Here is a 24501-nt window from a genome sequence, read left to right as displayed (position 1 = left end):
CAGCCGCGAACTGCGGGCCGCCGGGCGCGGCCGACCCCGGTCACGGCCGGCTGAGGTAGGCGAGCCCGGGGTGGACCTTCGTGTACCCGTCGACGAGCCGGCGGGCCACGGAGACGGAGTCCACCAGGGGGTGGAGGGCGAAGGCCCGCACGGCCGCGGACCGCGAGCCGGTCTCCGCCGCTTCCAGCACAGCGCGCTCCACGGCCTTGACCGCGGTGACCAGGCCGACCGCGTGGTACGGGAGCGGCTCGACGGCCACGGGACGGGCTCCGTTGGCGTCGACCAGGCAGGGCACCTCGATGACGGCGTCCTCGTCGAGCACCGCGAGGGTGCCCCGGTTGCGGACATCGAGGATCAGGGAGGTGCGTTCGTTGCGGGCGACGGCCCGCATCAGGGCGAGCGCCACCTGCTCGTAGCCGCCGGAGTCCAGGTCGCTCTCCTCGCGCTCGCCCGCCCCGGCCACATCGCGGTTCTCCGCCATGTACGTGGCCTCACGTTCGGCACGCGTACGGTCCCAGGTGGCCAGCGCCGGGACGGCCGGATCCTTCACCCGGGCGTAGAAGCCCTCCTGCTGGTCGCGGAGGAAGGCCCCCCGGGTCTGTTCGGCATCCTGGTAGGCGCGCACCGCTTCACGGTTGAAGTAGTAGTAGTGCAGGTACTCGTTCGGGACGGAGCCGAGGGAGCGCAGCCAGTCCGGACCGAAGAGCCTGCCCTCCTCGAAGGAGCCGAGCAGCGCGGGATCGGCGAGCAGGCGCGGGAGTTCGTCACGGCCGTCGACGTGGAGCCCGCGCACCCAGCCGAGGTGGTTGAGCCCGACGTAGTCGACCCGGGCACGGTCCGGGTCTGCGCCCAGGACCCGGGCGATCCTGCGGCCGAGACCCACCGGGGAGTCGCAGATCCCGATGACCCTGTCGCCGAGGTGCCGGGACATGGCCTCGGTGACCAGACCTGCCGGGTTGGTGAAGTTGATGACCCACGCGTGCGGAGCGAGCCGGGCGATGCGCCGGGCGAGTGCGACCGCGACGGGCACGGTGCGCAGCCCGTACGCGATGCCGCCCGCGCCGACCGTCTCCTGGCCCAGGACGCCTTCGTCGAGAGCGACGCGTTCGTCGGCTGCGCGGCCTTCGAGGCCGCCGACGCGGATCGCGGAGAAGACGAAGTCCGCTCCGCGCAGGGCCTCGTCGAGGTCGTCGGTGGCGACGACGGCAGGCGCGTCATGGACGCCCCGCGCCTGTTCGGCGAGGACCCTGGCGACGGCGGTGAGCCGGTCCGCGTCCGTGTCGTACAGGGTCACCCGCGAGATGCGGCCCTCGGCGTGATCGCCGAGCAGTGCCCCGTACACGAGAGGGACCCGGAATCCGCCACCACCAAGAATTGTCAGCTTCACGCTGCTCGATGGTACGGGGCGGGCGCCCGCCGCCGCGGTACCCGGGACACGAAGATCCGGGTGCCCGCCGCCGCGGTACCCCGGTCACTGCGGTCCGGGGTACCGCGTCCCACGTCCGCCGTCAGTGGCCGTTCCACCAGCGGGCGACGGCCCGCCAGATCCGGCCCGGTCCGGTGCGCTGCGCGGGGACGACGACGCTCTCCTCGGGTGCGGCGATCGGATCGGCGGTCCGCACTCCCGCCGGGGCGTGGCCCGTCGGGACGGCCGTGGTGTCCCTCGGCGCGGCGGGCGAGGACACCTCCCAGTCGCTGTCGGACCGGCGGCGGGTGGAGTTCGGCGGATCGGCCTCGACCTCCTGCTGCGGACTCGGGGCGAACCGTGCGGGAAGCTCCACCAGATGCCGTGAGACGAAGTTCCCGACCCAGCGCAGCTCACTCTCCTCGACGCTGAGTTCCAGGTCGGGAAGCCGCATCAGCAGGGCGTCGACACCCACGTCGGCGATGGCGCGCCCGATGTCCTGGCCGGGACACTCGTGCGGTCCGCTGCTGAAGGCCAGATGGGCGCGGTTGCCCTCCATGTTGGCCTTGAGGTCGGGCCGTACCACCGGGTCCGTGTTGGCCGGTGCGATGCCGACGATCAGGGCGTCCCCGGCCTTGATCTGCTGCCCGCCGAGCTCGGTGTCACCCACCGCCCAGCGGCCCAGGACCGAGGTGAAGGGAGGTTCGTCCCAGAGCGTCTGCTCGACCGCCTCCGGCACCGTCATGTGGCCCCCGCTGAGCCTGGCGCGGAACCTGGGGTCGGTGAGGACCATGCGCAGGACGTTGGCGATGAGGTTGGTGGTCGTCTCGTACGCGACGAAGAGCACGACGCGCAGGTGCTCGACCACCTCCTTGTCGGTGAGTCCGGCGGGGTGCTCGACGAGCCAGGTGGCGAAGTCGTCGGCCGGTACCGCCCGCCGCCGCTCGACCAGCCTGTTCAGGGCACCGACCAGGAACTCGTTGCTCGCGATGGCGGTCTCCGTGCCCCGTGTCAGGTCACGGGCGGCCTCCACCAGGCGTTCGCTGTAGTCCTCCGGCATGCCGACGATCGCGCACATCACCATCATCGGGAGCCGCTCGGCGAACTGGCTGACCAGCTCGGCGCGGCCGCCCTGGCAGAACTCGTTGACGAGCCGGTTGCTGTACCGGTTGATGTGGCGGCGCACGCCGCGGGTGTCGATGCGCGCCATGCTGTCGGTGACCGCGCCGCGCAGCCGTTCGTGGGTGGCGCCCTCGGCGAACGAGCACACCGGCTGCCAGGTGAAGATCGGGGCGAGCGGGTGGTCCGGTGCCACGCTGCCGTCCTGCAGGGCCCGCCAGCGCCGTGAGTCCCTGGAGAACTGCGAGGGGGTACGGGTCATGTGCAGGTTCTCGCTGTGACCGAGCACCAGCCAGGCGGGGACATCGCCGTGCATCAGTACGGGTGCCACCGTGCCGTGTTCGGCGCGCAGCTTGTCGTACAGGGCCGCGGGGTCATTCTCGGCCTCGGGGCCGAAGAGCCGTCGCAGGCCGCCGGGACCGGTGCTGGCGACGAGGCCGTGTGCCGGGCACTCGGGCGGCGGCACGGGGCCCGTGGCAGCTCCGGGTTCGTGCTGGAAGGGGGAGTTCACTCATGCTCCAGGGATAGGGCCTTCAAGGATCGGGCAAGGGGATACCCGGGACGGGAGTGCGCGGAGGGGGACTCGCGCGCCGCCGTCAGGCGAAGGGGACGGCCAGGCTGTGCAGGTAGCGCATGAGCGTCATCAGCACATCGCGGCTGGAGGTGCGCAACCTGGCGTCGCAGTCGATTATCGGGACCTCTTCCGGCAGGTCGAGGGCGTTGCGCAGGGCCTCGACCGGGTGGTTCGGCGCGTCGGGGAAGGTGTTGACGGCGACGACGAACGGCACGCCCCGTTCCTCCAGCCGGCCGATGACGTCGAAGCTGACCTGGAGCCGCCGGGTGTCGAGGAGGACGACGGCTCCGAGGGCGCCCTCGAACAGGCCGTTCCACAGGAACCAGAAGCGTTCCTGGCCCGGGGTGCCGAACAGGTAGAGGATCAGTTCCTCGCTGAGGCTGATCCGGCCGAAGTCCATGGCGACGGTGGTGGAGGTCTTGCTCTCCACCCCCGCGTTGTCGTCCACGCCGACACCGGCCTGGGTCATGGTCTCTTCGGTCGTCAGGGGCCGGATCTCGCTCACCGAGCCGACCATGGTCGTCTTGCCGACCCCGAACCCGCCGACGATGACGACCTTCACCGCGGCCGTGGCCGTGGTGGGAAGGACGTCCTCGCTGCGGGGGCCCGTGATCGTGTCAGAGCTTCTGAAGTCCATGCATCACCGCTTCGAGAAGGGACCGGTCCGGGAGTGCGGCGCGGACGATGGGCGCGCGCGATTCGATCAGTTCGGTCGCCAGTAGTTCTGTCAGGAGGGAGGTGACCACGCTGAAGGGCAGGCTCAGATAGGCCGAGATCTCGGCGACGGACAACGGTGCCCTGCAGAGCCGCAGGATCGCGGCCTGCTCGGGCTGGACCGTCGGCGACGGTTCGGCCTGCGCGACGACCATGGTGACGAGGTCGAGCGCGGCCCTTTCACCGTCGGTGTCACCGGTGATCACGTACAGCCGTTCCGGGTCGCTCAGCGCCGGGTCGGCCTTTCGGCGCTCTCGTCGGGGAGCACTCATCCGGCCTGCCCGCCGTGTCGGGGAGGACTCGTCAGGTGCGCGCCGATGCGGACGACCATGTCACGCATGCGGGCACCGACCAGTCCGGCGTCGACGGTCTCCCCGGCGAGGACCGCGAGGTAGGCACCGGTTCCCGCTGCCATGAGGTAGAAGAATCCGCCGGTGACCTCGATGACGACGAGCTTCATCAAGCCGTCGCTGTACGGGATCTCGGTGGCGACAGCGGCGGCCAGGCTCTGCAGTCCTGCGCAGGCCGCCGCGAGGCGGTCGGCGACGTCGGGGTCACCGCCGTGCCGGGCGATGCGCAGGCCGTCCGAGGAGAGCACCACGATCTGGTGGATGCTCGGTACGTCATCGGCCAGTTCCTTGAGCATCCAGTCCATGTTTCCCCGCTGCTGGATCACTTGAGGTCTCCCTTGTCCCACGCGTCGTCAGAGTCTTCGTCGTTCTTCGGCTCCTGCGGCACACCGTTGACGGCCTGGGTGAAGGCCTCCAGCCAGAGTCCGGGCGGGGGCTCCTCGCCGCCGGGCCGTCCTCCGTTGGCCCCGTGGTGGCCGTTGTGCCCTCCGGCGGCGGGATCGGCGGCCGGGGCCGCGTGCTGCTGCGGGAGGTTGTGCGAACCGAGGGGGGCGCGACCGCGGCTGCGGCGCTGCGGCAGTCCGCCCTCCGTCCACTCGGTGACCACGATCTCGTCGTCGTCCATGGCGACCGGGACGGCGGGCCGGGCGGCCGGGCGGGCGGCGGCCCCGGGGGCGGCTGCCGGAGCGGGGGCTGCGGCCGACTGGACCGGACCGGTCGCGACGGGACGCGCCTTGCGCTTGCCGCGCGGTGGTACGACGTGCTGCAGCTGCGACATGTCGAGCGAGCTCTGGGGGCGCGAGGTGGCGCCGATGCCGTGCGCGATGCCGGGCGCGGGCCCGGTGGTGATCATGTCGCGGGGCACGATGAGCACGGCCCGGACACCGCCGTACGCGGACTGCCGCAGGGAGACCTGGAGTTGGTACATCCGGGAGAGCCGGCCCACGACGGCCATGCCGAGGCGAGGGGACTCACCCAGGTCGTTCATGTTGATGCCCGCCTGGGCCTGGGCGAGCATGTTCTCGGCCCGCGCGCGGGCCTCCTCGCTCAGGCTGACGCCGCCGTCCTCGATCTCGATGGCGATGCCGGTCTGCACCTCGACCGCGGTGACGTGCACCCGGGTCTGCGGCGGGGAGTAGCGGGTGGCGTTGTCGAGGAGCTCGGCGCAGGCGTGGATGAGCGGTTCGACCGCGGTGCCGACGATGGCGATCTTGGCGATCGAGTGCAGGTCGACGCGCTGGTACTCGAGGATCCGGGACATGGCACCGCGCAGCACGCTGAACAGCGGTACGGCCTTGGGCCACTGACGGCTGGGGCGGGCTCCGCCGAGTACCGCGATGGAGTCGGCGAGCCGCCCGATGAGTGCCGTGCCGTGGTCGATGCGGAGCAGGTCGTCGAAGACCTCGGGGTTGCGCCCGTGGTGGTCCTCCATCTCCCGTAGCTCACTGGCCTGTCGGTGGACGATGGCCTGGACACGGCGGGCGACGCTGACGAAGGCGCGCTGCGCGGAGTCACGCATCGCCTCTTCGTTGTCGATGATGTCGAGGATCTGGAGGACCAGGGCGCGTTGCGCCTTGGGGAGGTTGCGGTACGACTCGTCGGCGTCGACCATGTCCCGCATCACCTCCTGCGGCGAGTTGCTCGCACGCAGCCGGCGGATGGCGGCGGGCAGCAGCTCCTTGGTCAGCCGTACGGTCTCCTGGTCGTGCGCCGCGATGCGGTGTTCCAGGTAGGCGATGCGCTGTTCGTACTCGGCGCGCTGGACGCGCGTCGCCCGGCTGCGGCGGTTGAGTGCGACGGCGAGCGTGGCGACCACGACGGTGGCGATCGCACCGCACCAGACGACTGCCGCCCGCGTGGCCCCGGCCACCGGCATCGCGCCGGCTGCCGTCGCCGCGGCCATCAGCACGACGGGCAACAGTGCGGCGCGGACTACGGGGATGTCTCTGCTTGTCGGCGGTGATTCAACACGAACCATCTAAACCCTCTGGCGGTTGATTCGGGAGGTAGAAGCACTTGTGCGGACAGTTATGAACAAGTGCTCGAATTCATATCAACTCGACTTCACTGCGCGTGAGCCTAGCCAGATCAGAACAGTGCCTCGGCATATTCGCCCAACCCCCTGCGCGAGCACTCCGGCGGTAATACACTCACCAGTTTTCGCACTCACCGCTATGGAACGTACACAAGGAGTGACTCCCTGCCGGAATCGGTGGAATGCGGACCCTCGCGTCCCGCTGTACGGGACAATGCGCCGGGCGTTCACCTCTGCTTCCACCGGCAGGTTTCCAGCAAGGAGCCGAAAATTGACGAACAGGCGAGCGAAAATGCGTCACGCCTGCGAATTTATCTGCACCGCACAGCGAGACAAGCGCACATGTGATCGAATCGGATCGAAAGGAGCAGATTCATGATCGACGGACGGATGTACGGGGAGCCGGCGGTGGAGATGCCGGCGCGGGCCTACATCATCGAGTCCCTGGACACCGGTCTCCGGCTGATGCAGTTGTTCCTCACCCAGGACACACTCACGGTGAGCGAGGCCGCGCACCGGCTGGGGATCGGCCGGTCCACCGCGCACCGGGTCCTGAGCACGCTGGAGAGCCGGGGCTTCGCGGTGCGCGCCCCGTCGGGCCGGGGTTACGAGGCGGGGCCCGAGCTGCTGCTGCTCGGCCGCCCGGCAGGCTTCGACGCGGAACTGCGCGCGCGGCTCGGGGCCGTCCTGGACGACGCCGTCCGGAGGACCGGGGAGACGGTGCAGAGCGCCGCGCTGATCGGTGGTCAGGTCGTCCTCACCGATGGCCGGGAGTCGGCGCACCCGGTGCGGGTGGCGGCGGACACGGGCCGGTCCCGTCCCGCACACGCGACAGCGGCCGGCAAGGTCCTGCTCGCGCGGCTGACGGCCGACCAGGTCTGCGCGCTCTATCCGCAGGAGCGGCTGACCGCGCTCACCCCGCACACCGTCGTCTCCCGGGCCGGGCTGCTGGCCGAGCTCGCGGAGGTCCGCGAGCTGGGCCGCGCCTTCAGCCGCGGCGAATGCGTACCGGGTCTCCACGCCGTCGCGGTGACCCTCACGGGCGCGAGCCGGCGCGACCGGCTCGCCCTGAGCGCGGCCTCCCCGGCCGACCGCGGCGACGACGCGGCACTGGCCGAGCGGGCGGAGCAGCTGCGCCAGTCGGCCGCACGGCTGACGGCGCCCGCGGACCTTCCCTGACGGCGGACACCGGTCGCTCGCCGGCAGGCCCGGCCCGCCGTGTTCCGCAGCCCTCGGCGGCAGCCCTCAGCGCCGGGACCCGCCGAGGCGGCCCTCCAGATGGAGGAGGAGTGCGCTCAGCCGCCCGCTGAGCCCGTCGCGGGTCTCCTCGTCGAGCCCGGACAGCACGGAACGCTCGTAGGCCAGCTGCTCGGGCAGCAGACGGTCCACCAGTTCGCGGCCCTCGTCGGTCAGCCCGACATGGGCGACCCTGCGGTCCCGGACGTCGCTGCGGCGGCCGATCAGGCCGCTCTCCTGCAGCGCGCGGAGCCGTTTCGTGACCGCGGCGCCCGACGAGAAGGTCTCGCGGGCCAGCTCGCCGGGGGTGAGCTCACGGTCGTTGCGCCGCATCGCGCCGAGCAGGTCGAATTCGGCCCGGGTCAGTCCGGCGGCGCGCAGGGGGGCGTCCTCCGCCTGCTGGAGGAGCGCCGCGCAGCGGTTGATGCGGCCGATGAGCTCCATCGGTCCGGTGTCGAGCTCCGGGTTGACGGCATGCCACTGCCGGACCACCGAGGCCACGATGTCGTCGGTCACACCGCTCCGTTCGCCGGGGGCAGGGTGATCAGTCCCTGCCGTTGTGCTGTCGCCGCGAGCGTACGGTGTCCTGCCTGTTCGGCGGCGAGCATGTCCTCCTCGGGCAGGGCGCGCTGCCACCACTCGCCCGCGGCGATGTCACTGGCGTCGCGCAGCTCGACGAGGGTCCAGGTCAGCCTCCTGCGCGCCGTCTCCAGCGTGAGGGGGTCGGCGGACGGGTCGGCGAGAAGCTGTTCGGCGCGACTGCGGGCCTCCCCCGTGGCGGCGAGGGCCCGTTCGACGCGACCGCTCGCCCGGCGGTTGGGTACGGCGATGGCGGCGAGCAGCCCGACGGCCGCACCCACCAGGGTGTCCAGGGCCCGGTCACTGATGAGCACCCCGGCGGGCTGGGCTCCGGCGAATTCCACGATCAGCAGGGCCATCGGGGTGACGGCGACGGAGCCGAGCCAGTAGTTCCGGGTGATCAGGGCCTCGGCGGCGAAGTTGAAGAACAGGACGCACAGGACGAGGGCGAGCGGGTCGAGCCGGGCGACCGGGATGACGGCGGCGAACACCACCACGCCGACGAGGTTGCCGAAGGTGCGCTGCAGGGCCCGGCTCCAGGACAGGGTGAGGTTGGGCTGGTAGACGGAGGCCGCGGTGACAATGGCCCAGTAGGGGTGGCCCACACCGAGGGCGGAGGACACGTAGCCGGCGAGGGCGCAGCCGATGAGGGTGCGCAGGGCGGTGGTCGGCACCGGGGAGCCGGGGGCCAGGGCGCGCAGGATCCTGTACCGCGCCTCGCGCCGCCCCCGCCTGGCCCGTTGCCCGGAGCGTTCCGCGTCGATGCCGAAGAGCTGCTCGACGGTGCCGGGTGCGGGAGGGGGGCCGGGTACGGGGCCGCGGGCCCGGGTCCGCGCCGCCCACGCGGTCAGCTGCCCGGCGTCGGCGCTGCCGACACCGCCGTCGGAGGAGGTTCCGGCGAGGGCCCGTTCGGCGTGGACCACGAGGCGTTCGAGTTCCCGTCGTACGGGGGTGGGCCGGCCGGCCGCGAGCAGGGACTGCCAGGCCGCCTGGACGGCGGCGGCCGCGGCGTGCCGGGTGCGGGGTCCGGGGTCGGCCACGCAGGCCGCGGCGGCGTCGAGCGCGCGGGCGGTGGCGCGGCGTTCGGGCCCTTCCCTGCGCCCCAGGGCGGGGCCGACGGTGACCAGCCAGGAGAAGGCGCCCGCCGCCAGGGCCAGCGCGAGGTGTCCGGGCACCTGGCCGGGCTCCTGCGGGGCGAAGAGCGCGGCCGAGGTGATGAAGGTGAAGATGACGTTGCCGGGCGGGCCGATGCGAGTGGCGTCGCAGAGAGTCCTCTGCGCGGCCGCGAGGACCGCGCCCACGGCGATCAGGACGGCGGTCGAGTCGGTGGCGGAGGCGGTGAACAGGGCGACGGCGAGGCCGGCGACCATGCCGAGGACGACGCCGACGACCGTGCGGGCCCGGCGGGCGTACGGCAGGTTGTGCCCGTAGAGCGCGCAGAGCGAACCCGCCATCGTGTACATCACGAGGTCGAGGCGGTCGATGGAGTAGAGCAGCAGATTCGGCACCGCGGAGGCGACGACGACGCTCAGCGCGGGCTTGAACCAGATCTCCGCAGGACTCTTCAGCCGCAGTGTGCCGGTGACCGGCAGCTTGTGGACGGATGACTTCCGGGATCGCACGGCTGTATCACTCACCCAATTACGTTAGCAGGTATTACACCTGTAAAACATTTCTGGGAGCCCGCCGGAGGACGGCCGCTTCCGGTCGCCGCCGCCCCCGCACGGTCATAGCGTCTCCACGACAGCGTAGGAACGCGTCGTGCGGCGCGCCTCGGGAGGATGCGGCATGAAGCTCACGGAACCGGTACCCGGCGGCCCCTGCTGGGTCGAACTGAGCACGTCGGACGTGCCCGGTGCCGCGGCGTTCTATGCCGCGCTCTTCGGGTGGCGGGCGGAGACCGACCCGCGGCCCGAGGCGGGTGGCTACACGATGGCGCGCCTCGGCGAGGACGCGGTCGCCGCACTGAGTCCCGTGTACCGCCCGGACCAGCGGTCCGCGTGGACGGTCTCCTTCGCCACGGAGGACGCGGACGCCGCGTCGGACACCGTCAGGTCGGCGGGAGGCACGCTGCTGATGGGCCCGATGGACGTGTTCGACCAGGGCAGGTTCGCGGTGGCCGCCGACCCTGCCGGTGCGGTGTTCTCGCTCTGGCAGCCCCGCGCCTTCGCGGGCGCCGGGCTCCTCGACGCTCCCGGGGCCCTGGGCTGGGCCGAGCTGCTCACCCCCGATCCGGAGGGCGCGCTCGCCTTCTACCCGGCCGTGTTCGGCTGGACGGTCGACGCCACGGAGCGCTACACCCACTGGGGTGTGGACGGGGCCGAATTCGGCGGCATGAAGGCACTGGACGGCGAGGAGGAGCCGCAGACGCCGCCGCGCTGGGTGCCGTACTTCACGGTCGTCGACGTGGAGATCGCGGCCGCCACCGCGCTGGGAGCGGGCGGCCGGCCGCTCGTGCCGCCGAGGCACATCCCGGGCGGACCGTCCGTCGCCGTGCTCAGCGATCCGCAGGGGGCCGCCTTCGGCGTCCACGCCCCCTGAGCCGGCGGGTGTCGCGGACCCCCTACGCGTGCATGCGCCGTTGGCCCGGTCGGCCGGCGGAGGAACACCTCCGGCGGACCGGCGGCCGCTCGGAGCGGGGCCCACGGAGAGCGCGGGCTCTCACGGATCAGGGCCCCCACGGCGCAGGGCCCCGGAAGGGGAGCCCCGGACCGCGGCCCGCCAGGGCGAGGGCTCAGCCGAAGCCGCGTGCGTCCTGCTTGAGCGCGGTGTCCACGGTCAGCGCCGTTGCCACGACCAGGCTGAGCAGCGGCTCGGGGAGCTGGTAGTGGATCTGCAGTACGTAGTTGTCCGCCGTGGTGAACATGGTCTTCGCGAGCCCCTCCCAGGTCTTGGTGATCCGGGCGATCTCGGCGTCGTTGTGGTCGACGATGGCGAAGTTCCAGGCGCGCCAGTTCTCCGCCTTGATCGCGCCGACCTTGCGGCCGTCGACCGTCATCGCAAAGTTGATCTTCCCGATGGCGTTCTGCTGAACGATCTCGCCGACGGGCTGCCCGTCCGGGCGCTGCACGACGACACGGGACTTGATGAACTTCGCCGGACGCGTCAGGAGCAGCTGCGGCTGCCCGTGGGCATCACGGATCTCCAGCCGGTGCGTCAGGTACTGGTCGATGCTGGAGACGAATCTGAGGACCTTGCGCAGCGCGCTCTGGCCGACCTGGACGACCGAGCCGACGGTGACGCCCTGCTGGTCGAAGACGCGGTATTCGTTGGTGAGCTCGACCAGCTTGGCCTTCTGGTTCACGACCAGGACCCGCTGGTCGAACAGCGACCCGGCACCGGGAGCGCCCTGCTGGGGCACCCCGTACCCGGGAACCACCTGCTGCGGGGCCGCCTGCGGCTGGGCCACCGCGGCCTGCGGCGCCGCGACGGGCTGGGCCGGAGACTGCGCGGCAGCGGATTGCGCGGCGTCCCGACCCTGGGCCGGGTGGGTGTGCTCGGTCCACCGGGCGCCGTCCCAGTAGCGCAGCAGCTCGGGTGCGCCGTGGGGATCGGGATGCCAGCCCGCAGGTATGTTCGATTGCGTGGTCACCGAGGCACACTATCCTGCGAACCCGTGGGCCCATACTCATTGAATCTTCACTCACCGTACGATGGCGGCGATGACCAGGCGGACTGAGCGGACGGACCGGAGACGGGGCGGATTCACCCCGGCTGTCGTGCTGGGCTGGCTGCTGGCCCTGGTGGCCGTGTTCTTCTGCTGCGCCCCTTCCGCCACGGCCGCGTCCGGCGGCGGAACCCCCGCCCCGCCCGCCGTCCGGGCCTTCACCCCGGTGCCCACCGCGGTCGAGTCGGTCGTCAGGGCCGAGGCCCCGGGCGAGCGCGGCCCCGGCAGTTCCTGCCACGGCGCGACGAGCCACTCGACGCCCGTCGTGCTTCCGGGCCCTGCCGCTCCCGTCGCACTCCCCTGCACCTCGACGGTGACCCCGACGGCTCCACTCACCGGCGCCACCGCCATCCGCGGGCCCTCCAACGACGGCGTGGGTGCCGTCGATCATCTCCGTCTGCAGGTCCAACGGGTCTAGAGGCCTCCGGGTCCGCTCCTCACCCCGCCGCGTCCGGCGCCGAGGGCGGCCTCCCCCATGCCCCTGTGCCCCCCGCATCGCGCGTGTCCCGCGCATGCGTTCCGCTGAACCCGAGGACCTGACATGGCTTCCGCCAAGAACCAGAACAGCCCTGCCGCCACGCGCCGCGCCAAGCTCGAGGAGGCCCGCCGCAAGGAACGGGCCATCGAGCGCCGAAGCCGCATCATCACCATCACGGCCGCCGTCCTCGTGGTCGCCGGGCTGGTCGCCGGGGGCGGCTATCTGATGTCCGCCGCCGACGAGCAGGACGCGGCCGAGGAACAGGCCAGGACCTCCCCCGTCACCGGCGAGAAGTCCTGGGACAAGCTGGAGCAGAACCACGTCCAGACCCCGGTCACCTACCCGATGAACCCGCCCGTCGGCGGCGACCACAACCCGGTGTGGATGAACTGCGACGCCGACGTCTACACCGAGGCGATACCGAACGAGAACGCGGTCCACTCCCTGGAGCACGGCGCTGTCTGGGTCACGTACAACGACAAGGCGAAGGAGGCGGACGTCAAGGCGCTTTCGGAGCGGGTCTCCAAGACGCCCTACTCCCTGATGAGCCCGGTGGCCGACCAGAAGGACCCGCTGATGCTGAGCGCGTGGGGCAAGCAGCTCACGGTGAAGAGCGCCACCGACGCACGCGTCGCGCAGTTCTTCACCAAGTACGTCCAGGGCGCGCAGACCCCGGAGCCGGGTGCCGCCTGCAGCGGCGGGGTCGCCAAGTGACCTCGTCCGTGCGCGCACCGCGTTCGATGGTGGTGGCCGGCGCCGTGGTGTTCCTCGTGGCGGTGGGACTCGTACTGGTGATGGTCGTACGGCCGTCCTCGGCCTCGCCGTCCTCGGCCGGCTCCGGGGTCTCCGCGCCCTCGGAGGGCTCGGCCGACGTGGGGTTCGCCCGGGACATGTCGATCCACCATCAGCAGGCGGTGGAGATGGCCTTCATCGTCCGGGACCGCACGGACGACGAGGACGTCCGCAGGTTCGCGTACGACATCATCAACACCCAGGCCAATCAGCGCGGCATGATGCTCGGCTGGCTGGAGATCTGGGACAGGCCGAAGAGTTCCGACCGGCCGCCCATGGAGTGGATGGGGCACACGTTCACCCCCCGGTCCGACGGCTCCCTCATGCCGGGCATGGCCACCGACGAGCAGCTGGACCGGCTGCGGGCGGCCGAGGGCCGGGCCGCCGAGGTGCTCTTCCTCCGGCTGATGACCGTGCACCACCGCGCGGGTGCCGACATGGCGCAGGCGGCGGCCGGTGCGGCGGGCACGGACGAGATCCGGAATCTGGCGACGGGCATGGACCGCGCCCAGGAGTCGGAGATCGCCCTCATGGCCGACATGCTGAGGGCCCGGGGCGCGAAACCCTGAGCCGCCGGGGTGAACTGCCGTCCGGTCCCGGAGGTGCGCATCGCCTCCGGGACCGGCCGCGCTCGCGCACACCGGGCCGGGACCGGCCGCGGTGGCCCCCAGGGGCCGGGGCGTGCGGGAGGAGCCGCGAATTCATCTTCCGCCCGCCTCCCCCACATCGATCCGACACCTTGACACCGCGCCTCCACCGGACACTTCCTGGCAAGTCATGAACATGCCCCTCTGACGACAGGAAGCATCCGTGCGTCTGCACCGCTCCCCGCGCCTGACGGCCACCGCCCTGATGGGCGCGGCACTCATCACGCTCGCCCCGCTCCCGTCCGCACAGGCGAAGTCGCTGCCGGCCGTCGGAGCCACGGCCGAGACGAAGGCGCTGTACGACGACGAGGCGGGTGGCAACGCCAACGCCGACGACCCCGCGATCTGGCGCAACGACGTCGACCCCGGCCGCAGCCTGGTCCTCGCGACCGCGAAGGAGGGCGGACTCCGGGTCTACGGCCTGGACGCCGCGCTCGTGCAGTCGGTACCCGCGCCCCCGGCCGCCTCCGAGGACGACGCACCGGGCCGCTTCAACAACGTCGACCTCGTCACCGGCCTGCGCACGCCGGCCGGGCGCACCGACGTGGCCGTGGTGAGCGACCGGGGGAACGACCGCCTCCGCGTCTACCGCATCGACCCCTCGCGCCCCGGGCGTCCACTGAAGGACGTCACGGACCCGGCCGCCGCCCCGGTCTTCTCCAAGGACCAGGCCGAGATCAACGACCAGCGGACCGCGTACGGGCTCGCCGCGTGGCAGGACCGCCGGACCGGACGCTCGTACGCCCTCGTCAGCCGGCGCAACACCACCGACCTCGCGCTGCTGGAGCTGCGCCCGACCGCGGCGGGCACGGTCGGCTACGAGAAGGTCCGCACAATCTCCCTCCCGTCCTCCTTCCGCCTCCCGAACGGCGGGTCCTGGACCCCGTGCGGCGAGCCGGGCGAGCTGCCGCAGGTCGAGGGCATGGTCGTCGACCCGGCGACCGGCACGCTCTACGCGGGCCAGGAGGACGTGGGCATCTGGCGCGTCCCGGCCGGCCTGGACGGACGCCCGGTCCTGGTGGACAAGGTCCGCGAGTACGGCGTCCCGGGGACGTACGACCCGGAGACCGAGGAGTGCACGCCCGGCACCGATCCCGGTTTCGGCGGCAAGCGGCTGACTGCGGACGTCGAGGGGCTGACGCTCTTCCGCGAGTCCGACGGCGACGGCTATCTGATGGCGTCCAGCCAGGGTGACGACACCTTCGCCCTGTACGACCGCGAGGTCTCGGAGGGCAACGAGTACGAGGGCGGCTTCCGGATCACCGCCGTGACGGCGGACCTCGACGGCAGCGAGGAGTGCGACGGTGCCGCCGTGCTGAACGAGCCCCTCGGCGCCCGCTACCCCAACGGACTGCTGGTCGTCCAGGACGGGCACGAGACGTCCGCCGCGGGTGACGGGGAGGGCCGGGAGGCGACCGGTTTCAAGTTCGTCGACCTGGGTGCGGTGACGGACGCGGCGGGCATGTGACCGCCCGGCACCGGCGCGGCGGCCGGGTGCCCGTCCGCCAGGCCCGTGCCGGGGCACACCGGCGGTGAGGAGCCCGTGCACCGCAGGGCCTTCACCGCCCGGGCATCGCATAGGCTCCTCGTTCATATGAAGAGCTACCTCACACCCCTGGGGCCCAAGGCGGACAAGGACACCGTGCGGCGCCACAACCTGAGTCTCGTGCTGCGCGCCGTGCGGGACGAGGGCGAGGCCGGCGAGGCGACCAGAGCCGGTGTGTCGGCCCGGGTCGGACTGACCCGGGCCGCGGTGTCCTCCCTGGTCGAGCAGCTCATCGACAGTGGATTCCTCACCGAGTCGGGCAAGACCTTCAGCGGGCAGGCCGGACGCCCCGGGACCGCCCTCAAGGTGGCGCGCACCGGCCCCGCGGGGCTCGGCGTGGAGGTCAACATCGACTACGTCTCGGTGTGCGTCGTGGACCTGGCCGGCACCGGCCGGGTCCGGCAGACCGAGCACCTGGACAATCGCGGCGCCCCGCCCGACGAGGTACTGGCCAGGGCGGCGCGGATCGCCGCGCGCACCCTGGACTCGGCGCGGGAGCAGGATCTGTACCCGGTCGGGGCCACGCTCGCGCTGCCCGGTCTGGTCTCGGGCGGTTCGGTACGCCAGGCACCGAACCTGGGATGGAACCAGGTCCCGGCCGAGTCCCTGTTCGCCGAGGCGCTCTCCGGGCTGCGCACCGGCGACGCGCCGCTGCCGGTGCGCTCGGAGAACGAGGCGAATCTGGCGGCCCTGGCGGAGCTGTGGTTCGGCGGACTCGACCCGGTCCGCACCTTCCTGTACCTGACGGGCGAGATCGGTGTCGGCGGCGCCCTGGTGCTGGACGGCCGACTGCTGCGCGGTGCCCACGGCTTCGCCGGGGAGATCGGCCATGTGGTGGTCGACCCGGCAGGCCCGGAGTGCCGGTGCGGCTCCCGCGGCTGCCTGGAGCAGTACGCGGGCCAGTCCGCGCTGCTGCGGGCGGCCGGGGTCGAGGAGTCCGGCGGCGGAGCGGCCGGGGTGCTGGAGCTGGAGCGACGGGCCCAGGCGGGGGATGCGCGAGCGGTCGCGGCGGTGGGTGACGCGGGGCGGATGCTGGGACGGGTGCTGTCCGGCGCGGTCAATCTGTTCGACCCGGACGCGGTGGTTCTCGGCGGGATATACCGGGGCCTGATGCCGTGGCTGTCGGCGCACGCCGACGAGGAGCTGACGGGCCGTGTGGTGTCCGGCCTGTGGTCGGGGGGCAGCGGCCGGCTGCGCGCCTCCTCCGTCGCGGGTGACGCGGCGCGGGGCGCGGCGGCCCTGGTGGTGCAGGACGTACTGGCCGACCCGGTGGCGTACGCCCGGCCGGCGGCCTTCCTCGGCGACTGAGCACCCCACAGCCGGGGCGACGGCAGGCCCCCGGCCTGCGGCACCCGCCCGTGAGGCGCGCCGCGTCACGTACCCGTCCGCCCTGCTCCGCGGACGTCCGGCCGGCGCCGTGCGCCCCGGCCGGTCCCGGGCCGAGGCGTCCAGCGTCGGGCTTCGCTCACCGTGCGCACATTAGTTCATCCACTTGATTAATCCGCCCCGTGACGGTCGCCGGTGCGACCCCTCGCGCGACGAAACGGGGGTCACCTCTGTTCCGGACGCGTCCCATCACGTAATTTGTTTTTCGCACGACCAAAATCAGCCTGACCGAAACCGTACGCTCACCACCCGCACGAGAAGAGGTAGCCCATGCCGCCGCGTACCGTCGTCATCGGCGTGGACAGCTCGACCCAGTCCACCAAAGCGGCAGTCACCGACACCGAGACCGGTGAGCTGCTGGCCGTCGGCCGTGCCCCGCACGTGGTCACGGGCGAGGGCGGGGCACGCGAGAGCGACCCCGAGGTCTGGTGGCGGGCGCTGTGCGACGCCGTCGCGGCCGGGCTGAAGGAATCCGGTCTCTCCGCGTCCTCGGTCGTCGGCATCGCCGTCGCCGGACAGCAGCACGGCCTCGTGGTCCTGGACCGGTCCGGCCGGCCGCTGCGCCCGGCGCTGCTGTGGAACGACACCCGTTCCGCCCCGCAGGCCACGGCGCTCACCGCCGCCCTGGGCGGGCCGGAGGCCTGGACCGCGCGGACCGGTTCGGTGCCGGTCGCGGCCATGACCGCCACGAAGTGGCAGTGGCTGCGGGAGAACGACCCGGCGAACGCCGAGGCGACCGCCGCGGTGCGGCTGCCCCACGACTTCCTGACCGAGCGGCTCGCGGGCACCGCCGCGACCGACCCGGGCGACGCCTCGGGCACCTGCTGGTACTCCACCGACACCGGCGGTTACGACACCGAGCTCCTCGGTCTGCTCGGCCTGGACGTCTCGATGCTGCCGCCGATCGCCACCACCGGCGCGACCCGCATCGGTTCGCTGACCCCTTCGGCCGCCGAGGCGCTCGGCCTCCCGGCCGGCATCGCCGTCGCGGCCGGTACCGGTGACAACATGAGCGCCGCCGTGGGCCTCGGGCTGGGCGGCGCCGGACTCCTGGACCACCCCGTCCTCAGCCTCGGCACCTCGGGCACGGTCTTCGCCGCGTCCCGCACCCGGCCGGCGTCCACCGCCCTCTCCGGATTCGCGGCAGCCGACGGCACGTACCTCCCGCTGGCCTGCACGCTCAACTGCACCCTGGCCGTCGACAAGGTCGCCACCCTGCTGGGTCTGCACCGCGACGACGCGGCTCCCGGCGGCGAGGCCGTCCTCCTCCCCTACCTGGACGGCGAACGCACCCCGGACGTGCCTACCGCGTCCGGTCTCCTCACCGGGCTCAGGCACGACACCACTCCGCAGCAACTGCTGGGCGCCGCCTACGAGGGCGCGGCCTACACCGTGCTGCGCGCGCTCGACGAGCTGCTGCGGGCATGCGGCCTCGACCCGGCCGACCCCGAGGTGGCCGGCCGGCCACTGCGGCTGATCGGCGGCGGCGCGCAGGGCCGCACCTGGGTGGAGACGGTGCGCCGCCTCTCAGGCCGGCCCCTGATCGTGCCCGGTAGCGGCGAACTGGTCGCGCTCGGCGCTGCGGCACTCGCCGCGTCAGCGGCGGGGGGCGGCGACCCGGTGGCCGTGGCGACCCGGTGGAACGCGAAGGCCGAGGACGCCCAACTCCCCTCGGTGGAAAGGGACACCGAAGCCTGGGACCGCATCGGTTCGGTGCTGGACCGGGCGACCCGGCCCCTGCTCGGCGGTTGAGCCGAGGGCCCGGATCACCGTACGTCCCTACGGTTTTGGGGATGCCAGCGGATCTTCAATAGGATCCGTCGATGATCACAAGAAAACGGCTCACGGCCGGGGTGGGCATCCTGCTCGCCACCCTGGCCGCCGGGCTCGGCACCGCGCTCCCGGCCGCTGCCGACGAACCCTCCTCCGCAGCCTCCCCCAAGGTCGAACTGGTCCTTGACGTCAGCGGATCCATGCGCACCCGGGACATCGACGGCCAGTCCCGGATATCCGCCGCCAAGCAGGCCTTCAACGACGTGCTGGACGCGGTGCCCGAAGAGGTGCAGCTCGGCATCCGGACCCTCGGTGCCGACTACCCGGGCGACGACCGCAAGGTCGGCTGCAAGGACACCAAGCAGCTCTACCCGGTCGGGCCGCTCGACCGCACCGAGGCCAAGACGGCGGTCGCCACGCTGGCGCCCACCGGCTGGACCCCGATCGGGCCCGCGCTGCTCGGCGCGGCCGACGATCTGGAGGGCGGGGACTCCACCCGCCGGATCGTCCTGATCACCGACGGCGAGGACACCTGCGGACCGCTCGACCCGTGCGAGGTCGCGCGCGACATCGCCGCCCGCGGGATCCACCTGGTCATCGACACGCTGGGCCTGGTGCCCAACGCCAAGATCCGGCAGCAGCTCACCTGCATCGCCGAAGCCACCGGCGGTACGTACACGGCCATCCAGCACACCGAGGAACTCTCGGGCCGTGTCAAGCAGTTGGTGGACCGGGCCGCCGAGCCCGTCGTCACCCCGGTGGCCACCGAGGGTGCCGGCAGCTGCTCCGCGGCCCCCCAGCTGAAGGCCGGCCTCTACACCGACCGCCAGGAGTTCGGCAAGCACCGCTGGTACCGGGTGGACGTGCTCCCCGGTCAGGAGCTGCGCGCCTCGGTCAGCGTGGCCGCGGACCGTGCCGTGAACAACGACTACGGCGTACTGCTGCGCGCGGTGACCGTGCACGGCCGAGAGATCGTCCGGGGCGCGGAGTCGGGCACCGGGCGCACCGATGCCATCTCCTCCGGCCTGCGCTATCCGAAGGCCGAACAGGACGACGTGGACGGCGACGTCAAGCCCGCCGCCGAGACCGTCTGCCTCCAGCTCAGCAACTCCTTCGCGGCGCCCTCGTCCGTGAAGACCACCCCGGGCATGCCCGTCGAGCTGACCATCGACCTGGTGGGCGCTCCCGACGACGCCGCCGACGTGGCCGCGTTCGGCCTGGGCCGCGGCTGGTGGCTGCTGGGTGTCATGGTCCTGACCGGTCTGGTCGCCGGACTGCTGTTCGGCTGGATCTCGCGCTGGCGTGTCGCCGTATGGAGGACCAACTGATGCGAACCATCCGCAGCAACCGTGTGAAGCGCGGCTTCGTGGGCGCTCTGCTCGCCGGTGTCACCCTGCTCACCTCGGCGGGCGGGGCGCTCGCCGACGACCCCTCGGCGAGCGCGAGCCCGGCCGAGGGCGACGCGGCGGGGCCGACGGAGGCGGGTACGGCGTTCCGTACCGCCACCGCGATCCAGCAGGAACAGACCGCCACCGCCGACGCCTCCACGGGTGACTACCTGTACTGGGTGTTCCCCGCCGACGCCGGTCAACGCCCCACCGTCCGGGCGAAGGTCACCCTGCCCGAGGACGCGGCCCGCAAGGGGACGTCAACCTGGCAGGTCGACGTGTACGACGGGCTGCGCCGCCGCCAGGCCTGCATGTACGGCCACCAGACCAGGAAGGCCACGCAGGACGCCGGCACCGTCGAGCTGTCCTGTGTGCTGCGTACGGTGCGCGCCTGGTCCGAGCCGTGGGCGGACGACCCGCTGCCGGGCAGCTACTTCGTGCGGCTGACGGTCGTCGACGCGGCCGAGGAGGACCTGGGTCTGCCGGTCCACGCCGAGATCGAGGTCACCTCCGCCGGCATGGGCGGCGCCCACGACGTGGACGGCGCGCTGGCGGAACCGCTGGTGCCGGGCGCGTCCTCGGTCGAACAGGCCGCCGACGGTGACGACGGTGCGGACAAGCCCCGGGTCTCGCTCGGCAGCGAGCCGGAGGACGGCTGGTCCTCCGGCTGGTGGACCGACCGCTGGTTGTGGACGGTGGGCGGCGGCGTACTCGCCGCGCTGGCCGCCGTGTTCGGATACGGGCTGACCCGCGGCGGCGGACGGCCGTCCCGGGTCCCGCCGGGCGTCTGACGGAAGACGGGGCGGCCGCAGCAGGAAGGCCGGCCGGTACGGGCCGCCGGCCGGGGTGTCACGCCCCGGCCGGCGGCCCTTCGGCGTGCCGGGGCATCACGTGGCGCAGACCGCCGAGGAGATGGGCCCGGAAGTCGGGGTCGCCGTACGCCTCGGCGGTGTGCCCGAGCGCGGTGTAGAAGACCTGGGCACCCCCGTGCTGATGGGCCCAGACCAGCGGGTGGCAGGAACCCATGCCGCCGCCCTCGTACGTGGACTCGTCGGCGGAGGCCAGCACCCGTACCGTTCCGCGCGGGCAGGACCGGAAGTCGTACCACTCGTCGGTGAGGTCCCAGGTCGCACCGAGGTGACGGGTGGCCGGATGGTCCCGGTCCTCGACGACGACGGTCCCCGGCTGGAGCGCGGGGTGCCCTGCGAAGCGGCCGCCGAGGAGCTCGCCGTAGAAGGGCCAGTCGTACTCCGTGCAGGCCGCCGCGTGCACCCCCATGAAGCCGCCGCCCGCGGCGCAGTGGGCCCGCAGCCCTTCGCGCCCTCGGGGGGTGAGGACGTCGCCGCTGGTGGAGAGGAACACCACGGCGTCGTAGGGCGCGAGGCCATCACCCTCGAACACGTCGGGCCGTTCCGTCGCGTCGACGGTGAAGCCCTGGTCCGCGCCCAGTTCCCGGAACGCGGCGATCCCGTGGGGGATCGAGGCGTGCCGGTAGTCGGTGGTGCGGGTGTAGAGCAGGATCGCGGGCTGACGTACGGCGGACAAGGACGGCTCCTCGCGTGTGCGGACACGGGTCGTGCCGAATGCTCCGCCCGCCGGGGAGGGGAGCGCCAGGGTGGTGCGGACGTGAACCGGTGACCCGTGCCCCGTGCCCCGTGGCGGGACGCGCTCGGGCGCTCGTGCGGGACGCGGTTCCCGACGCGTGGTGGTGGCCTCCCCGATCCCGGCCTGTCGGCGCGGTCGGGGAGGCGCAGAGGTCGCCGATGCCCCGCGCTCAGGGTTCGATCCGCGCCTTCCTTCGCGCACGCTCCTCCGATTCCTGCATCTCGAGGATCCGGAAGACATGGGCGCTCGCCCGCTTGCGGGCACTTCCGCCGGTGAAGAGAGCCGCACCGGCGACGGCGGGCGGCACGGCGAGGAAGCCGACCCCGAGCAGTTCCGGCCAGTCGCGCTCGGCGGCGCACAGCTTGTGCGTGCTCGTGCTGTACGCGGAGTCGGCACGGTCGGGGAACAACGGTGCGTCGCAGGCGATCTCATCGCGGTACTCGTACACGCTGAACGGGACGAGCAGCAGGTAGCCCAGCCACAGGAACAGGGCTGCCGAGACCGCCATCAGGCCCGCACCCCAACCCTGCTGACGTCCGGCCCAGCGGTCGAATTCCTGGCGGGCGGTCCATTGCATGAGAGATCTCCGTTGCTCGTCCGTCGTGCTGGTCCCGGCCTGCTCGTCCGGCCTGCTCGTCCGTCGTGCTGGTCCGGCCTGCTCGTCCGCCGAAGATCGTACGTGCGCTCTACTGCCCCTCGGAAGCGACCGCCCCGACCGACGAACGCCGTATGCCGTGCACCGGCATGCCCCCTGACCTCTTCGGGACAGGGCCCAGCGGATGCGTAGCGCGACGGGCCGTTAGTCTTCCACGCGCACCTCTGCGTGTGTCGCGCGGAGACCTTCGACAGGACCGGGACGGAAACCATGTCGGCAGAGATGTCACCCACCGGGAAGCACCCCGGAACCGGCTCGTCACCCGAGCTGCGAGCCTCTCACGCGGACCGGGACCGGGTGGTGGATGTGCTGCGCATCGCGGCGGGGGACGGGCTGCTGACCGCGGACGAACTGGACGAGCGCATCGAGGCCGCCCTGTCGGCCCGGACTCTGGCCGAACTGGTGCCCCTCACAGCCGACTTGCCGGCCGTGACGACCACCGCGCACGGCCCCGCAGTAGCGGCCGCAGACGTCAAGGACGTCGTCCGGATCCAGCAGGCGTTCAGCGGCGGGGTCGAGCGGACGGGCCGCTGGGTGCTGCCGCGGCGGCTCGAGCTCGCCGTGGCCTGGTGCGACGTGACCCTCGACCTCACCGAGGCCGTGGTCACGCAGGACACCCTGCGGATCGACGTGGCCATGACGGGGAAGAGCCTGACACTGATCACGAGGCCGGGTGTGGAGGTCGATGTCGACGGCCTGATCCTGGTCCACTGCAAGCTCGTCCACCGCCGCCCGCGGACTCCCCCGGGCACACCGACCACGCTGCGCGTGGAGCTGGCCGGGCAGAAGGCCCACGGCAAGGTGGTGGTGCGGCCCGCGCGCCGGACGTTCGGACAGTGGCTGCTGCGCAGGCCCGCCTCCCCTTCCGCGGGAGTCTGATTCCTCCGCCCCCGCACACGAGTGGCCCGGGCCACTCGGACTTCGCCGAGGAATGCTCGGCCTTCGCCCCGACGGATGAGCGGCTGCCGCGCGTGGAGCGGTCAGGTCACCGCCCGCGCTGCTGAGGCCGGGGGTATCGCGTCATTGCCCCGGACACCCGTACCGGCGGTCGGGCGCACCATGAGAGGTTGTCAACTCACCTCACTCACAAGGCTGATGACGGGAGTCTCCTCATGTCCACTGAAACCGGTGGGGCTGTCGGTACCGAACCCCGCGGACCGATGCCCTTACCGGGCCCCCGAGGGCTGCCCGTCCTCGGGAGTCTGCCTCAGTTCGGGAAGGACCCGCTCGCCTTCTTCGAGCGTCTGCGGGGTTACGGGGACATGGTGAGCTGGCGATTCGGCCGCAACGACTGCGTGTTCGTCTCCGATCCCACGTACATCGGTGAGCTGCTCACCGAGACGGAGCGCACCTTCGACCAGCCACTGCTCGGCATCGCGTTCCGCACGGTGATGGGCAACGGCGTGGTGGTCGCGCGCGGTCCCGACTGGCGGCGCAAGCGGTCGCTGGTGCAGCCGTCCGTACGGCCCAAGCAGGTGAAGTCGTACGCGTCGACGATGACGGCGAGCACCGTGGACCTGGCGGACACCTGGTCGGGCGGCGAACGCATCGACGTCAAGCGGGAGATGGCGGCCCTGACGCAGAAGATCGCGGTCCGCACGATCTTCGGGGTGGACACCCCGGCCGACGCCGAGGCCATGGGCCGGGCCATGGACATCGCCCAGCAGGAGATCGGCAAGGAGTTCAGCGGACTCGGCGCGATCCTGCCCGACTGGGTGCCGACGCCCGGCCGGGCCCGGATCAGGAAGGCCGCCGCGGTGATCGACGCCGAGGTGGGCCGGGTGGTGGCCCGTCACCGCGACGGGGACGGAGAGCGCCCGGACCTGCTGAGCCGGCTGCTCACCGCGGTGGACGAGACCGGAGCGCACCTCACCGACAAGGAGATACGGGACGAGACGGTCACCCTCTACATCGGCGGCCACGAGACGACCAGTTCCACCCTGGTGTGGGCCTGGTATCTGCTGGCCCGGAATCCCGGGGCGCGGGCGGCTCTCGCGGACGAACTGGACCGGGTGCTCGGCGACCGCGAGCCCGGCATCGACGACTACGCACAACTGACGTACGCCCAGGCCGTGGTGAAGGAGACCCTGCGGCTGTACCCGACGATCTGGCTGGTGACCGGGGTCGCCAAGGAAGGGGCCCGGATCGGTGGCGTGCCGATGCCGGCGGGCACACGGGTGTGGAGCAGCCAGTGGGCCACGCACCGGGACGAGCGGTGGTTCCCGCAGCCGGAGGAGTTCCGTCCCGGGCGCTGGGACCCCGAGGACGGCGACGACGTCCCGGAGTACGCCTGGTTCCCCTTCGGTGGAGGACCACGGGTCTGCCTCGGTACGCGCTTCGCGATGGTCGAGGCGGTGCTGATCCTCGCCGTCCTGGCGCGCCGCTTCGAGCTGGACGTGGACCCGGGCATCATCAACCCCGTACCGACGCTGACACTGCAGCCGGACCGGGAGGTCATGGCGACGGTGCGGGCGCGCCCGGCATCGCGGGGTTGACCTCAAGCTTCCTTGAGGTCTTAGCGTTCCATGCGTACGGACCCGACTCCGGAGGCA

23 protein-coding genes are annotated in these 24501 nt (G+C 72.3%); 12 read left to right on the top strand and 11 right to left on the bottom strand.

The window, feature by feature from the left end; genetic code table 11:
- Positions 1-40: 40 nt before the first annotated feature.
- From OG927_RS28685 to OG927_RS28660, 6 genes are all read right to left on the bottom strand, one after another.
- Positions 41-1387 carry a 6-phospho-beta-glucosidase gene (locus OG927_RS28685; protein ID WP_124280522.1) on the bottom strand — a complete coding sequence of 449 codons (1347 nt, stop codon included), beginning with the start codon at positions 1385-1387 and terminating at the stop codon, positions 41-43.
- A gap of 121 nt (positions 1388-1508) precedes the next feature.
- The gene (locus tag OG927_RS28680) at positions 1509-3035 is read right to left on the bottom strand and encodes a cytochrome P450 (protein WP_330321023.1); all 1527 of its coding nucleotides are present in this window, start codon (positions 3033-3035) and stop codon (positions 1509-1511) included.
- 85 nt (positions 3036-3120) lie between these two features.
- Positions 3121-3735 (bottom strand): GTP-binding protein, encoded by a 615-nt coding sequence (locus tag OG927_RS28675; protein WP_056792384.1) that lies wholly within the window; start codon positions 3733-3735, stop codon positions 3121-3123.
- Positions 3716-4084 carry a DUF742 domain-containing protein gene (locus OG927_RS28670; protein WP_056792383.1) on the bottom strand — a complete coding sequence of 123 codons (369 nt, stop codon included), beginning with the start codon at positions 4082-4084 and terminating at the stop codon, positions 3716-3718. The genes OG927_RS28675 and OG927_RS28670 overlap by 20 nt, the downstream gene beginning before the upstream one ends.
- Positions 4081-4488: a roadblock/LC7 domain-containing protein gene (locus OG927_RS28665; protein WP_056792382.1), complete on the bottom strand. Its 408-nt coding sequence runs from the start codon at positions 4486-4488 to the stop codon at positions 4081-4083. The genes OG927_RS28670 and OG927_RS28665 overlap by 4 nt, the downstream gene beginning before the upstream one ends.
- Complete coding sequence (locus tag OG927_RS28660; protein ID WP_330321022.1) at positions 4485-6140, bottom strand: sensor histidine kinase; 1656 nt, start codon at positions 6138-6140, stop codon at positions 4485-4487. The genes OG927_RS28665 and OG927_RS28660 overlap by 4 nt, the downstream gene beginning before the upstream one ends.
- Positions 6141-6572: 432 nt before the next feature.
- On the opposite strand from OG927_RS28660, the gene OG927_RS28655 reads away from it, so the two are divergent.
- Entirely contained in the window at positions 6573-7376 is an 804-nt protein-coding gene (locus OG927_RS28655) for an IclR family transcriptional regulator (RefSeq protein WP_319099363.1), read from the top strand.
- 66 nt (positions 7377-7442) lie between these two features.
- Here the strand turns inward: OG927_RS28655 and OG927_RS28650 are convergent, their stop codons facing one another.
- Together OG927_RS28650 and OG927_RS28645 are read right to left on the bottom strand one after the other, a co-directional pair.
- The gene (locus tag OG927_RS28650; protein ID WP_056792379.1) at positions 7443-7949 is read right to left on the bottom strand and encodes a MarR family winged helix-turn-helix transcriptional regulator; all 507 of its coding nucleotides are present in this window, start codon (positions 7947-7949) and stop codon (positions 7443-7445) included.
- Positions 7946-9649 carry an FUSC family protein gene (locus OG927_RS28645; RefSeq protein WP_206431718.1) on the bottom strand — a complete coding sequence of 568 codons (1704 nt, stop codon included), beginning with the start codon at positions 9647-9649 and terminating at the stop codon, positions 7946-7948. The genes OG927_RS28650 and OG927_RS28645 overlap by 4 nt, the downstream gene beginning before the upstream one ends.
- A gap of 151 nt (positions 9650-9800) precedes the next feature.
- Between OG927_RS28645 and OG927_RS28640 the strand changes: the two genes are divergently transcribed.
- A complete protein-coding gene (locus tag OG927_RS28640) occupies positions 9801-10553 on the top strand; it encodes a VOC family protein (protein WP_124280526.1) in 753 nt (250 codons plus the stop codon).
- A gap of 193 nt (positions 10554-10746) precedes the next feature.
- Here OG927_RS28640 and OG927_RS28635 read toward each other — a convergent pair whose 3' ends face one another.
- A complete protein-coding gene (locus OG927_RS28635) occupies positions 10747-11604 on the bottom strand; it encodes a phospholipid scramblase-related protein (RefSeq protein ID WP_330321021.1) in 858 nt (285 codons plus the stop codon).
- Positions 11605-11674: 70 nt separating this feature from the next.
- Between OG927_RS28635 and OG927_RS28630 the strand changes: the two genes are divergently transcribed.
- The 8 genes from OG927_RS28630 (at position 11675) to OG927_RS28595 (ending at position 20480) form a co-directional block, all read left to right on the top strand.
- A complete protein-coding gene (locus tag OG927_RS28630; protein WP_199862706.1) occupies positions 11675-12097 on the top strand; it encodes a hypothetical protein in 423 nt (140 codons plus the stop codon).
- Between the two features lie 123 nt (positions 12098-12220).
- A complete protein-coding gene (locus OG927_RS28625) occupies positions 12221-12871 on the top strand; it encodes a DUF3105 domain-containing protein (protein ID WP_056792374.1) in 651 nt (216 codons plus the stop codon).
- Between the two features lie 26 nt (positions 12872-12897).
- A complete protein-coding gene (locus OG927_RS28620; protein ID WP_330321364.1) occupies positions 12898-13518 on the top strand; it encodes a DUF305 domain-containing protein in 621 nt (206 codons plus the stop codon).
- Between the two features lie 241 nt (positions 13519-13759).
- Positions 13760-15064 (top strand): phytase, encoded by a 1305-nt coding sequence (locus OG927_RS28615; protein ID WP_408058104.1) that lies wholly within the window; start codon positions 13760-13762, stop codon positions 15062-15064.
- A 126-nt stretch (positions 15065-15190) separates the two neighbouring features.
- Positions 15191-16450 carry an ROK family protein gene (locus tag OG927_RS28610; RefSeq protein ID WP_056792372.1) on the top strand — a complete coding sequence of 420 codons (1260 nt, stop codon included), beginning with the start codon at positions 15191-15193 and terminating at the stop codon, positions 16448-16450.
- A 348-nt stretch (positions 16451-16798) separates the two neighbouring features.
- Positions 16799-18280: a xylulokinase gene (xylB, locus tag OG927_RS28605; RefSeq protein ID WP_056792371.1), complete on the top strand. Its 1482-nt coding sequence runs from the start codon at positions 16799-16801 to the stop codon at positions 18278-18280.
- Between the two features lie 71 nt (positions 18281-18351).
- Complete coding sequence (locus OG927_RS28600; protein ID WP_056792370.1) at positions 18352-19629, top strand: VWA domain-containing protein; 1278 nt, start codon at positions 18352-18354, stop codon at positions 19627-19629.
- On the top strand, positions 19629-20480 hold the full coding sequence (locus OG927_RS28595) for a hypothetical protein (RefSeq protein ID WP_209469296.1): 852 nt from the start codon (positions 19629-19631) through the stop codon (positions 20478-20480). The genes OG927_RS28600 and OG927_RS28595 overlap by 1 nt, the downstream gene beginning before the upstream one ends.
- Before the next feature lie 58 nt (positions 20481-20538).
- Here OG927_RS28595 and OG927_RS28590 read toward each other — a convergent pair whose 3' ends face one another.
- Positions 20539-21234, bottom strand: a complete 696-nt coding sequence (locus OG927_RS28590) for a ThuA domain-containing protein (RefSeq protein WP_319099351.1) — start codon at positions 21232-21234, stop codon at positions 20539-20541.
- Between the two features lie 229 nt (positions 21235-21463).
- Entirely contained in the window at positions 21464-21871 is a 408-nt protein-coding gene (locus OG927_RS28585) for a hypothetical protein (protein ID WP_330321020.1), read from the bottom strand.
- 288 nt (positions 21872-22159) lie between these two features.
- On the opposite strand from OG927_RS28585, the gene OG927_RS28580 reads away from it, so the two are divergent.
- A complete protein-coding gene (locus OG927_RS28580) occupies positions 22160-22828 on the top strand; it encodes a DUF1707 SHOCT-like domain-containing protein (protein ID WP_056792366.1) in 669 nt (222 codons plus the stop codon).
- Between the two features lie 233 nt (positions 22829-23061).
- A complete protein-coding gene (locus OG927_RS28575) occupies positions 23062-24444 on the top strand; it encodes a cytochrome P450 (protein WP_056792365.1) in 1383 nt (460 codons plus the stop codon).
- Positions 24445-24501: the final 57 nt, after the last annotated feature.

The organism is Streptomyces clavifer, assembly GCF_036345975.1.
In the GTDB taxonomy this organism is placed as follows: Bacteria; Actinomycetota; Actinomycetes; order Streptomycetales; family Streptomycetaceae; genus Streptomyces; species Streptomyces clavifer.
This window is presented reverse-complemented; position numbering and strand designations above follow the sequence as displayed.